Here is an 11,810-nt window from a genome sequence, read left to right as displayed (position 1 = left end):
ATGACCCAACAGTCCCCGGAACGCGTCGTCGACTCCCCGTCCCGGTGGCCCGTCACGGCCACCGAGACCCCGTTCACCGGAAACAAGACCAGCGTCCGCACCGACCGGATCACCCTGCCGGACGGCGGCCAGGTGCACCGCGACTACCAGGTCCATCCCGGTTCGGTCGCGGTGCTGGCGCTGGACGAGCAGGGCCGGGCGGTCGTCATCGAGCAGTACCGGCATCCGGTGCGCCACAAGCTGTGGGAGATCCCCGCCGGCCTGCTCGACGTCCCCGGCGAGAACCCGCTGCACGCCGCCCAGCGGGAGCTGTACGAGGAGGCTCACGTCAAGGCGGACGAGTGGCGGGTGCTCACGGACGTCTACACCTCGCCCGGCGGCACCGACGAGGCGGTGCGGATCTTCCTCGCGTGCGGGCTCTCGGACGCCGAGGGCGAGCGGTTCGAGGTGTTCGCCGAGGAGGCCGACATGCGGCACGCCCGGGTGCCCGTCGCCGACCTGGTACGCGGGGTGCTTGCCGGGGAGCTGCACAACAGCTGCCTGGCGCTCGGCGTGCTGGCCTACCAGGCGGCCGGCGCCGGGGACGGGCTCGACGCGCTGCGCCCGGCCGACGCCCCCTGGCCGGCCCGCCCGTTCCCCGGCTGACGTGTCCTGACCTCGCCTCCCCGGGGCGTTGGCATACGCTCGGCCCGTGACGGATGTGACGGAACAGACAGTCACCGACGGCGGGGGTTTTCTCGGCCGACGCCGCGAGCTGGCCACCCTGCGCGCCGATATCGAGCGGGCCGGACTCGACACCCTGGCCGGCCGGCCGGCGCCGCGCGGGCGGGTCCTGCTGGTCGCCGGCCGGCCGGGCTCCGGCAGGAGCGCGCTGGCTGAGCGGCTGGCCGCCGAGCTGGCCGGGTCGGGCGACTATCCGGACGGCGTCTGCCACGCCCGGCTCACCGACCCGGGCGGCGTTCCGGTGCCCACCGCGCGCACCGCCAGGGAACTGCTCGCCCGGCTCGGCGTGCCGGCCCCCGCTGGGGGCGACGACGCCGAGCTGTCCGATCTGCTGCGCGAGGCGCTGGCCGACCGGCGGGCCGTGCTGCTGCTGGACGATGTCGCCACCGCCGACCAGCTGGCCGAGCTGGTCCCCGACAACCGGGACTGTCTGGTGCTGGCCGTCGCCGGCGGCCCGCTCACCGGCGTCCCCGACGTGCGGCCCTGCGTCCTGGGCGGCCTGGAACGGCCGCTCTCCGTCCGGCTGTTGGCGCGCGGCGGCGGGCCCGTCCGGGGCACCGTCGACCCGGGGGCCGCCGACAGCCTCGCCGAGCTCTGCGCCGATCTGCCGGCCGCCCTGGTGCTGGCCGCCGGCTGGCTCACCCTGCACCCCGAACACACCATCGCCGACGCGGTCTGCGGCATCGCTGCCGGGGCCGACCATCTGCCGCTGCACGACAGCGGTCCCGCCGATCCGGCGGACCTGCCGCTGCACCGCGCGTTCGGCCTGGTCTACGCCGCGCTGCCGACGCCGGCGGCGCGGATGCTGCGGCTGCTCACGCTGGCCCCCGGCGGTCTGGTCGACGCCCATGTCGCCGCAGCCCTGGCCGGCTGCCCGACCGGACTGGCCGAGACCCTGCTCACCGACTTCGCCGCGTTCGGGCTGCTCCGCCCGCTGGCCGAGCCGCCCGTCGCAGGCGTCGGCCCGCAGTACCGGGTGCCGGGCTGCCTCGACCCGCTGCTCGGGGCGCTGCTGCGCGCCCAGGAGCGGCCGGGCGACGCGCTGCTGGCCCGGGCCAGGACGCTGGAGCGGACGGTGCGGCTGCTGCGCGCCTGCCACGCCACCACCGAGCCGTCGGGCTCGCCGGCCAGACAGTGGCTGTCCGGGCTGCCGCGCTCGCTCCGGTTCGAGAGCCCGGGGGCCGCCGGTCGTTGGCTGACCGCCCGGCTGCCCGCGCTCTTCGCCGCCGCCCGGGTCGCCGTCTCCGACGGGGAGTTGGACACCCTGGCCAGGCGGCTGATCGCGGCCCTGACCCGAGCGCTGATCGCGCACCGGGGACCTGACGAGGCGGCGCCCGAGCTGTACCAGCTGCACGAGCTGGTGCTCGGCGTGGCCACCCGCCTCGGGCTGACCAGGGAGAAGGCCGCGGCGCTGCTCAACCTGGGGGACCTGGACGCGCGCACCGGTCGGCTGCCGCAGGCGTTGACCCGCTACCGGGCGGCCCTGGAGGAGGCCCGCGCGGAGGGGGACGCGGCCGATCCGCTGGCCGTGGGCCGCACCCTGGAGTCCATCGGCGGCACCTACGCGGAGCTGAGCGACTGGCAGCGGGCGGCCGACTGGTACGGCCGGGCCGTCGCGTTGGCCCAGGCGAGGGACGATCTGGCCGGCGAGGCCCGGCTGCACGGCCGGATCGGCGCCGTGCTCGCCTATGACGGCCAGTTGGACGAGTCGCTGCGCGCCTGGCGGGCCGCCGCCTCGGCGCACCGCAGAAGGGGCGATGTCCAGGCGCACGCGCGCTCGCTCACCGAGGCGGCCCGCATCCAGGAGTACGCCGGGCAGTACGAGGAGTCGGAGCGCACCGGCAAGGAGGCGCTGCGGCTGGCCGCCGGCACCGGGGACCGCCGGCTCCAGGCGGCGCTGCGGCTGCGGCTGGCGGACGCCGCCGAACGGCTCGGCCACGCGGAGCGGGCGGCCGTCCACCGAGCGGTGGCGCAGACGCTGCTCAACGAGCCGGTCCCGGTGCTGGAGCGGCCGGGGCCGGCGGTGGAATCCTCTGTCTCCCCAGAGGGACACACTTATGAAACGCAGATGAAGCACGGAGATGATTGACTGAAACCAAGGGTAGACAGCGTTCTCTCCTTGCTTAAAATGGTCAAAGCATCCTTTGCGGCAGGTTGTGACGGAGGTCTCCACCCGAGGCCGCGCCGCAGCTCCGCGACTCAGCTTCGCGACCCAAGGACCGTGATCGACATGAAGGTTGGCATCCCCCGCGAGGTCAAGAACAACGAGTTCCGCGTGGCCATCACCCCGGCCGGCGCACACGAGCTCGTCAGCGGCGGCCACCAGGTCTATCTGGAGCGCGGCGCCGGCCGTGGCTCCGCCATCCCCGACGAGGAGTACGTCGCCGCCGGCGCCACCGTGCTGGCCGACGCCGACCAGGTCTGGGCCGAGGCCGACCTGCTGCTCAAGGTCAAGGAGCCGGTGGCCGAGGAGTACCACCGGCTGCGCAAGGACCTGACCCTCTTCACCTATCTGCACCTCGCCGCCTCCCGGGAGTGCACCGAGGCGCTGGTGGCCGCCGGCACCACCGCCATCGCCTACGAGACGGTGACGGCCGGCGGCGCCCTGCCGCTGCTGGCGCCGATGTCCGAGGTGGCCGGCCGGCTGGCCAGCCAGGTGGGCGCCTATCACCTGATGCGCCCGGTGGGCGGCCGTGGCGTGCTGCCCGGCGGCGTCCCCGGCACCCCGGCGGGCCACGCGGTGGTGATCGGCGCCGGGGTCGCGGGCTGGAACGCCACCCAGATCGCCGTGGGGCTGGGCTTCACGGTCACCGTGCTGGACAAGGACACCGCCAAACTGCGCGATCTCGACCGGGTGTTCGGCACCCGGGTGCGCACCGTCACCTCCAACGCGTTCGCCCTGGAGCGGGCCGTGCTCGACGCGGACCTGGTGATCGGCGCCGTGCTGATCCCGGGTGCCAGGGCGCCTCGTCTGGTGAGCGGGGAGCTGGTGTCCCGGATGCGGCCGGGAAGTGTCCTTGTCGACATCGCGATCGACCAGGGTGGCTGCTTCGCCGACTCACGGCCCACCACCCATGCCGAGCCGACCTTTCCGGTGCATGGCTCGCTCTTCTACTGCGTGGCCAACATGCCGGGCGCCGTGCCCAGTACCTCGACATACGCGCTGACCAACGCCACCCTGCCCTACATCACCCAACTCGCCGCGCACGGTTGGCGTTCCGCGCTGCGGGCGAGCGAGGGGCTGGCGGCCGGGCTCGCCACACACGAGGGTCAGGTGACCAACAGTCCCGTCGCCGAGGCCCACCAACTGCCGTTTGTCGCACCGTCCGAGGTCCTTGCCTGAGGGAGCGTCCCCCCACCGGGTCAACTCCTCGCGTCAACATCGGGAATGTCACATCGGGGCGTTCGACCACCGTGTCGATTCAGCCACTCGGGCGGCTCGTCGAGACGCCCGAGAAGCCCCCAACTCGTCGCTAACGTCGCCGTTTAGCCGTCTGGGAAGGGGTGGGAATCGCCCGTCTCGCGAAGCATGGGCCCTTGACAAGCGATTGTTCGATGGCCGACACATCCGTGCCGGTCCGGTGGATTGTGTTGCTGCGGACCGCCGACACGCCATAGAGTCGCCAAACGTCGGCATGGTGCAACGCTGACTCTGTCTAGAAGTTTCCTGGTCCCCAAGGAGGTAAGACGACTTGTGAATGAGTCGATAATTACTCCCAGGGGAGCACAGCCAGGGGTCCCGGAGCGGCGTCAGAGCGCCTCGGATTCGACGGGCATCGGCTCCGTCGCTGTTCATACCTTCGCAACCCACCAGAGCCAACCGAGCATGACAGCGCATCAGAGCACGGACGGCCACGAGGCCAGTGCCGTAACAGCGAACCGAACGGCCGGCGAGACCGACCGTTATCCCGACTACGAAGACATCCCCGACGGGCAGTTCTACGACCCGGACGCGGAATACGAGCCCGACCCCGAATACGCGGCCACGATCGCCCCCGACGCGGCCCGGCAACGCCGGGAGCGCATCGGGCCGACCGGCCGCCCGCTGCCGTACTTCCCCATCCCGGGCCCGCTCACCGAGCGCGGACCGGCGAAGGTCATCGCCATGTGCAACCAGAAGGGCGGGGTGGGCAAGACCACCTCGGCCATCAACCTGGGCGCGGCGCTGGCCGAGTACGGACGCCGGGTGCTCCTGGTGGACTTCGATCCCCAGGGCGCCCTGTCGGTCGGACTGGGGGTCAACCCCATGGAGCTGGACCTCACCATCTACAACCTGTTGATGGAACGGGGCATGGCCCCCGATGAGGTACTGCTCAAGACGGCCGTGGCGGGCATGGACCTGCTGCCGAGCAATATCGACCTCTCCGCCGCCGAGGTGCAGCTGGTGAGCGAGGTGGCGCGCGAGTCGACCCTCCAGCGCGGCCTCCAACCGCTGCTGAGCGACTACGACTTCATCATCATCGACTGTCAGCCGTCGCTCGGCCTGCTCACCGTGAACGCGCTCACCGCGGCGCACAAGGTGATCGTGCCGCTCGAATGCGAGTTCTTCGCGCTGCGGGGCGTCGCATTGCTCACGGAGACCATCGAGAAGGTGCAGGAGCGGCTCAACCCCGACCTGCGGCTCGACGGGATCCTGGCGACCATGTACGACTCCCGCACGGTGCACAGCCGTGAGGTGCTCGCCCGGGTCGTCGAGGCGTTCGACGACAGCGTCTACCACACGGTCATCGGCCGCACGGTCCGCTTCCCCGAGACCACCGTCGCGGGGGAGCCGATCACTACCTACGCCTCCAACTCCGTGGGGGCGGCGGCCTATCGGCAGCTCGCCAGGGAGGTGCTCGCCCGGTGCCACGCCGAGTGAGCCTTCCGGCGGCCGACGAACTGTTCCGTAGTACCGGTGGGGCGGCGGTACAGCCGTCGACCCCTCCCGAGCACACCGAGGGCGAGCCGGGGCCCGATGGCCAACCGACCGCCGGGGCCGAGCAGTCGGCCCAGGCGGCGGGCCCCGCGTCCGACGAGGGCGCGGGGGCCCGGGGCGCGCGCCCGGCGCGTGAGCCGGGCGCCGGGCCGGCGCGGGAACGGTCGGGGCGTGAGCAGCCCCAGGTCCCGGGCCAACCCCAGCGGGACGGCGCGGGCCGCCCCAGTGTTCCGCCCGCCGGCAAGAACGCCGGCGCGCGGGGCGGGGCCCCCGCGACGCCCCGGAAGGGGCGGGGCGCCGGGCGCCGGCCCAGCGGGCGCGAGCGCCACGACGAGAAGATCACCGTCTATGTCTCCGCCGAGGAGTTGATGGACCTGGAGCACGCCCGGCTGGTACTGCGCGGCGAACACGGCCTCGCCGTCGACCGCGGCCGGATCGTTCGCGAGGCCGTCGCCGTGGTGCTCGCCGACCTCGAATCCCGGGGCGACGCCAGCATCTTGGTGCGCCGACTGCGCGGTCGCTGACCGCGCGGCGCGCCCCGGCGCCGGCGCGCCGGGGAGTAACCTGCCCGGCGATGACCCCGCCCACCCGACCACGTCGCCCTCTGGGAACCGGCCCCGCAAGGCCCCCGGAGGGCGCGTCGACCGACGCCACGCCGGCGCCGGACCCGCCCCAGGCGCCCGTCGAACCCGCCGGGCCCGCCGAGGCGGACCGCGACGAGCCCGACGCCGCCCCCGAACCGGAGGCGGCACCGGCGGGGGAGGCCGGGGAGGCGGCGGCGGAGGCCGAGGACGGCCGGTTCCGGGTGGTGTTGGAGAACTTCGAGGGGCCCTTCGACCTGCTCCTCCAGCTGATCTCGCGGCACAAACTCGATGTCACCGAGGTCGCGCTGTCCCGGGTCACCGACGATTTCCTCGCCCATCTCCGCGCGATGGGCCCGGACGGCGACCTGGACCAGACCACCGAGTTCCTGGTGGTCGCCGCGACCCTGTTGGATCTGAAGGCCGCCCGACTGCTGCCCACCGCCGAGGTGGAGGACGAGGCGGACCTCGCCCTGCTGGAGGCCCGCGACCTGCTGTTCGCCCGGCTGTTGCAGTACCGCGCGTTCAAGCGGGTGGCCGAGATCTTCTCGGCGCGACTGGCCGACGAGTCCCTGCGGCACCCCCGTACCGTGGGTCTGGAACCGCACCACGCCGAGCTGTTGCCCGAGGTGGTGATCACCATCGGGCCCGAGGGCTTCGCCCGGCTCGCGGCCAAGGCGATGCTGCCCAAGCCCAAGCCCGAGGTGTATGTCGAGCACATCCACGCCCCGTTGGTCAGCGTCCGCGAGCAGGCCGAGGTGGTGATCGCCCGGCTGCGGGAGCTGGGCGCGGCGACCTTCGCCGAGCTGACGGCGGACGCCCCCGACACCCTCACCGTGGTGGCGCGCTTCCTGGCCCTGCTTGAGCTGTACCGGGAACGTGTCGTCGCGCTCGAACAGGACGAGGCACTGGGCCCGTTGACGGTCCGCTGGAGCGGCGTCGACCCGGGGCGGGCGCGGGTGAGCGACGAGTTCGACCGGGCCGCCGGGGATCCCGACGGTCCCGAGGACGGGACGCCGGGTCCCACGGAGGAGGCGGAATGACCGAGACAGCGGCGGGCGAGGCGGCGACAAGCCGGGCGGACGGGGTTGCCGGCACGGACGGGGCGGCCGGGGCCGCCGAGGAGCCGACCCTGCTCAAGCCGGCCCTTGAGGCGGTGCTCATGGTGGTGGACGAGCCGGCGAGCGAGGAACACCTCGCCAAGGTGCTCGGCCACCGCCGCCGGGACGTCGCCGACGCGCTGCGCGAGCTGGCCGACGAGTACACCAGGGACGGGCGCGGCTTCGAGCTGCGGCTGGTCGCCGGCGGCTGGCGGTACTACACCCGGCCCGCCTACGCGAAGGTCGTGGACCGCTTCGTGCTGGACGGCCAGCACGCCAGGCTCACCCAGGCCGCGTTGGAGACCCTGGCCGTGGTCGCCTACCGGCAGCCGGTGAGCCGTTCCCGGGTCTCCGCGATCCGTGGCGTGAACTGTGATGGCGTGATGCGGACCCTGCTCCAGCGGGGGCTGCTGGCCGAAGCGGGCAGCGAACCCGAAACAGGTGCGATCCTGTATGGGACGACGCACTACTTTCTGGAGCGGATGGGCCTGCGCGGCTTGGACGAGCTTCCCGAGCTGGCGCCCTTCCTACCCGAAGCGGACCAGATCGAGGGGGAGAGCCAGGAGGGGGTGCCGTCGTTCGACGTAGATGCAGACGACAGCGGCGACTCCCCAACGGATCATTGATGCGAAGCAGCGGCAGGAACACCAACCGGAACACCAGCCGGAACAACCGGGGCGCGGGCGACAACCGCGACGACCGGCGACAGCGCGCGGGTCGGCCACGTCCCGAGGAGCGCCGCTACAACCAGGGCCAGGGCGGGCAGAGCGGCGGCCAGGGCGGAGGCGGCGACCGCCGGGGCCAGGGCGCGCCCGGCGGCGAACGCGGCCAGGGCGGCGGCCGTCCCCAGAGCGGTGGCCCCCGGGGCCAGGGTGGCGGTGGCCGTCCGCAGGGCGGTGGCCCGCGTGGTCAGGGCGGCGGCCCCCGTGGCCAGGGCAAGGGCGGTCCCCGGCGGCGTCCGGCGCCCGGCCGGTCCCGCGAGTACGACGCCCTGCTGGAGGAGCGCAACCGCGAGCGGCACGACAAGCCGTCGGTGCGGCTGCCCACCACGTTCGGCGAGCCGGAGGGCGAACGGCTGCAGAAGGTGCTGGCCAGGGCCGGTCTCGGCTCCCGGCGGACCTGTGAGGAGCTGATCGACCAGTCGCGGGTCGAGGTCAACGGCGAGATCGTCACCTCCCAGGGGCGGCGGGTCGACCCGGAGACGGACGAGATCAAGGTCGACGGGCTCACCGTCGCCAGCCAGTCGTACCTCTTCTTCGCCCTCAACAAGCCGGCCGGGGTGGTCTCCTCGATGGAGGACCCGGACGGGCGGCAGTGCCTCGGCGACTATGTGCAGAACCGCGAGACGCGGCTCTTCCACGTGGGTCGTCTCGACACCGAGACCGAGGGGCTGATCCTGCTCACCAACCACGGCGAGCTGGCGCACCGCCTCACGCACCCCAAGTACGGCGTGCGCAAGACCTATCTGGCCGCGATCCAGGGGCCCATCCCGCGCGATCTCGGCAAGCGGCTCAAGAGCGGCGTCGAGCTGGAGGACGGCTACGCCAAGGCCGACCACTTCCGGGTGGTCGAGAACACCGGGCGCAACTACCTGGTCGAGGTCGCGCTGCACGAGGGGCGCAAGCACATCGTGCGGCGGATGCTGGCCGAGGTCGGCTTCCCGGTCGATCGACTGGTCCGCACGGGCTTCGGGCCGATCGTGCTGGGCGACCAGAAGTCGGGCTGGCTGCGGCGGATGACCAACACCGAGGTCGGCCGGCTGATGCGGGAGGTCGGGCTGTGAGCCGGCGGCCCCCGAGGCCGATCGAACGGGGCGCGTTCCGGCGGCTAGGCTGATGGGATGCGCACCGCCCTCGTCATCGGTTGCGGCCTGATCGGCACCTCCGCCGCCCTGGCGCTCACCGCCCGTGGCGTCCGGGTGCATCTCGTCGACCGGGACCCCGACCAGCGCCGCACGGCCTCCGCGCTGGGCGCCGGCAGCGAGGACCCGCCGACCGGTCCCGTCGAGCTGGCCCTGGTCGCCGTCCCGCCCGCCCAGATCGCCACCACCGTCGCCGAACTGCAGCGGCGGGGCGCGGCCCGCGCCTATGTGGACGTGGGCAGCGTCAAGGCGGGCCCCGCGCGGGAGCTGGTGGAGCTGGGCGGCGACCCCACCAGCTACCTCGGTACGCACCCGATGGCCGGACGGGAGCGGTCAGGGCCGCTGGCCGCGACCGCCGATCTCTTCGAGGGCCGGCCCTGGGTGCTCACCCCGCATCAGGAGACCGCCACCGAGGTGGTCAACCTGGTGCTGGAGCTGGCCGCGCTGTGCCGCGCCGTGCCGGTGATGATGGCGCCCGAGGCGCACGACCGGGCGGTGGCGCTGGTCTCGCACACCCCGCAGCTGGTCTCCAGCCTGGTGGCGGCCCGGCTGCGGGAGGCCGATGAGGCCGCGGTGCGGCTCTGCGGCCAGGGCATCAGGGATGTGACCAGGATCGCCGCCTCCGACCCCCGGATGTGGGTGGAGATCCTGTCGGCCAACCCGGGCCCGGTCGCCGACGTGCTGGCCGAGGTGGCCGCCGATCTGGACGAGACGGTCCGCTCGCTGCGCGCCCTCGAATCCGCCGACGAGGCCAAACGGGAGGCGGGCGTCGCGGGCGTCGAGGCGCTGCTGCGGCGCGGCAACGCCGGCCGGGAACGGGTGCCGGGCAAGCACGGTGCCGCGCCGACCAGCTATGAGACGGTCGCCGTCTCCATCACCGACCGTCCCGGCGAGCTGGCCAGGATCTTCGCCGACGCGGGCCGGGCCGGGGTCAACGTCGAGGATGTGCGCATCGAGCACGCCACCGGGCAGCAGTCCGGTCTTGTGCAGCTGATGGTGGAGCCGTCGGCGGCGCCGGCGCTGGCCGCCGCGCTCGGCGAGCGGGGCTGGACGATCCGGCGGTAGCGCCTGTCTCCCGGATCCTCCGGCAGAGCCCGGGCGGCTGGTCGGCGGGCGGCCGGGGGCCGGTACCCTTCTCCGGGTGGGTCGGCGCAGGCATCCAGGGTGGCGCCGCCTCCACCAGCGCGCTGCCGGGGGCCAGCCGCCCCCAGCACGCCGAGGAGCCCGAGGCTCCCGTCCCGTCCCGAACCTGCGAAAGGTGTCCACCGCCGTGGCTGCAACTCCCGTCGTCGTCGCCATCGATGGCCCCTCCGGCACCGGCAAGTCGAGCACCTCCAAGGCGGTGGCCGCGCGCATGGGGCTGCGCTATCTGGACACCGGCGCCCAGTACCGGGCCATCACCTGGTGGATGCTGAACGCCGGGATCGACGTCGACGACCGCGACGCGGTGGCCGCCGCCGCCGGCAAGCCGACCATCGTCTCCGGCACCGACCCGCTGGCGCCCACCATCGTCGTGGACGGCACGGATGTCGCCGCGCCCATCAGGGGGAAGCAGGTCACCGGCGCGGTCAGCGCGGTCAGCGCGGTGCCCGAGGTGCGCACCCGGATCACCGAGCTGCAACGTTCCATCGCCGCCGAGGCGGTGGAGGGCATCGTGGTGGAGGGCCGGGACATCGGCACCACGGTGCTGCCGGACGCCGAGGTGAAGATCTTCCTGACCGCGTCCCCCGAGGTGCGGGCGGCCCGGCGCAGCGCCGAGCTGGCGGGCAAGCCGGGCGCCGCCGCCGAGGTGGCCGCCACCCGGGCCGCGCTGCTCAAGCGGGACGCGGCCGATTCGGGCCGCACCACCTCGCCGCTGGCCAAGGCCGACGACGCGACCGAGGTGGACACCAGCGAGCTGACCCTTGAACAGGTCATCGAGTGCGTGGTCACCCTCATCGAGGAGCGGGGGCGGCAGCCACGATGACCCCATCCGGCGCCCGCGGCGCCGTGGCAGGGCGCCGGCTGGCGCTCGGCGTGGTGCACACCGTGTGGCGCCCCCGGGTGCTGGGCGCCTGGCGGATGCCGCCGGCCGGCCCGCTGATCCTGGCCGTCAACCACACGCACAACGTGGACGGTCCCGTGCTGCTGGGCAGCTCCCCGCGCCCGGTGCGCTTCCTGGTGAAGCGGGAGGCGTTCGTCGGTCCGCTGGGTTCGTTCCTGCGCGGCATCGGGCAGCTCTCGGTGGCGCGTGGCGAGATCGACCTGGGCGCCGTGCGCGGCGCCCTGCGGGTGCTCGACGAAGGCGAGGTGCTGGGCGTCTTCCCCGAGGGGACGCGCGGCCAGGGCGACTTCGCCTCGGTGCGGGGCGGCGTCGCCTATTTCGCCCTGCGCACCGGGGCGCCGATACAGCCGGTGGCCGTGCTGGGCGGCGCGGAGCGGGCGAGCCGGCTGGTCCCCGCGCTGCCCCCGCTGCGCGGTCGCCTGGACGTGGTCTTCGGCGAGCCCTTCACGGTCGCCGCGCCCGGGGGAAGCAGACGCGGACGGGCCGCGTTGGACGAGGCGACGACCGTCATCCAGCGGCGTCTCGCGGCCCATCTGCGGGAGGCACGGCACGCCACCGGCCGGTGAGGGACACTGGACGGCCC

At 73.7% G+C, this 11,810-nt stretch carries 11 protein-coding genes; all 11 read left to right on the top strand.

Annotated elements, in window-relative coordinates; all coding sequences use genetic code 11:
• The 11 genes from AOM46_RS24600 to AOM46_RS24550 all read left to right on the top strand — a co-directional run bounded on the left by AOM46_RS24600 (position 1) and on the right by AOM46_RS24550 (position 11,793).
• Complete coding sequence (locus AOM46_RS24600) at positions 1-645, top strand: NUDIX hydrolase (protein ID WP_062215061.1); 645 nt, start codon at positions 1-3, stop codon at positions 643-645.
• A gap of 46 nt (positions 646-691) precedes the next feature.
• Positions 692-2,812 (top strand): tetratricopeptide repeat protein, encoded by a 2,121-nt coding sequence (locus tag AOM46_RS24595; RefSeq protein ID WP_234313952.1) that lies wholly within the window; start codon positions 692-694, stop codon positions 2,810-2,812.
• A gap of 141 nt (positions 2,813-2,953) precedes the next feature.
• Positions 2,954-4,066 carry an alanine dehydrogenase gene (gene ald, locus AOM46_RS24590; RefSeq protein WP_062215256.1) on the top strand — a complete coding sequence of 371 codons (1,113 nt, stop codon included), beginning with the start codon at positions 2,954-2,956 and terminating at the stop codon, positions 4,064-4,066.
• Between the two features lie 351 nt (positions 4,067-4,417).
• A complete protein-coding gene (locus AOM46_RS24585) occupies positions 4,418-5,584 on the top strand; it encodes a ParA family protein (protein ID WP_370592760.1) in 1,167 nt (388 codons plus the stop codon).
• Entirely contained in the window at positions 5,569-6,165 is a 597-nt protein-coding gene (locus AOM46_RS24580; RefSeq protein WP_078857153.1) for a hypothetical protein, read from the top strand. Before AOM46_RS24585 ends, AOM46_RS24580 begins: the two co-directional genes overlap by 16 nt.
• A gap of 50 nt (positions 6,166-6,215) precedes the next feature.
• Positions 6,216-7,265 (top strand): segregation/condensation protein A, encoded by a 1,050-nt coding sequence (locus tag AOM46_RS24575; RefSeq protein ID WP_062215055.1) that lies wholly within the window; start codon positions 6,216-6,218, stop codon positions 7,263-7,265.
• A complete protein-coding gene (gene scpB / locus AOM46_RS24570) occupies positions 7,262-7,948 on the top strand; it encodes an SMC-Scp complex subunit ScpB (RefSeq protein WP_062215053.1) in 687 nt (228 codons plus the stop codon). Before AOM46_RS24575 ends, scpB begins: the two co-directional genes overlap by 4 nt.
• Positions 7,948-9,105, top strand: a complete 1,158-nt coding sequence (locus AOM46_RS24565) for a pseudouridine synthase (RefSeq protein ID WP_062215051.1) — start codon at positions 7,948-7,950, stop codon at positions 9,103-9,105. The genes scpB and AOM46_RS24565 overlap by 1 nt, the downstream gene beginning before the upstream one ends.
• Before the next feature lie 57 nt (positions 9,106-9,162).
• Positions 9,163-10,248, top strand: coding sequence for a prephenate dehydrogenase (locus AOM46_RS24560; protein WP_062215049.1), 1,086 nt, complete (start codon positions 9,163-9,165; stop codon positions 10,246-10,248).
• 205 nt (positions 10,249-10,453) lie between these two features.
• Positions 10,454-11,149: a (d)CMP kinase gene (gene cmk / locus AOM46_RS24555; protein WP_062215253.1), complete on the top strand. Its 696-nt coding sequence runs from the start codon at positions 10,454-10,456 to the stop codon at positions 11,147-11,149.
• The gene (locus tag AOM46_RS24550) at positions 11,146-11,793 is read left to right on the top strand and encodes a 1-acyl-sn-glycerol-3-phosphate acyltransferase (RefSeq protein ID WP_062215047.1); all 648 of its coding nucleotides are present in this window, start codon (positions 11,146-11,148) and stop codon (positions 11,791-11,793) included. Before cmk ends, AOM46_RS24550 begins: the two co-directional genes overlap by 4 nt.
• Positions 11,794-11,810 lie beyond the last annotated feature (17 nt).

Origin of the sequence: Streptomyces sp. NBRC 109706 (assembly GCF_000974485.1) — a bacterium.
Taxonomy (GTDB): domain Bacteria; phylum Actinomycetota; class Actinomycetes; order Streptomycetales; family Streptomycetaceae; genus Streptomyces.
Note: the sequence above shows the minus strand (reverse complement) of the source record. Positions and strands in the feature narration are given on the sequence as shown.

What these genes read in the sequence shown, in the direction of transcription:
- AOM46_RS24600 (WP_062215061.1), top strand. Translation starts at nt 1, where the DNA reads ATGACCCAACAGTCCCCGGAACGCGTCGTCGACTCCCCGTCCCGGTGG.
- ald (WP_062215256.1), top strand. Translation starts at nt 2,954, where the DNA reads ATGAAGGTTGGCATCCCCCGCGAGGTCAAGAACAACGAGTTCCGCGTG.
- AOM46_RS24575 (WP_062215055.1), top strand. Translation starts at nt 6,216, where the DNA reads ATGACCCCGCCCACCCGACCACGTCGCCCTCTGGGAACCGGCCCCGCA.
- scpB (WP_062215053.1), top strand. Translation starts at nt 7,262, where the DNA reads ATGACCGAGACAGCGGCGGGCGAGGCGGCGACAAGCCGGGCGGACGGG.
- AOM46_RS24565 (WP_062215051.1), top strand. Translation starts at nt 7,948, where the DNA reads ATGCGAAGCAGCGGCAGGAACACCAACCGGAACACCAGCCGGAACAAC.
- AOM46_RS24560 (WP_062215049.1), top strand. Translation starts at nt 9,163, where the DNA reads ATGCGCACCGCCCTCGTCATCGGTTGCGGCCTGATCGGCACCTCCGCC.
- AOM46_RS24550 (WP_062215047.1), top strand. Translation starts at nt 11,146, where the DNA reads ATGACCCCATCCGGCGCCCGCGGCGCCGTGGCAGGGCGCCGGCTGGCG.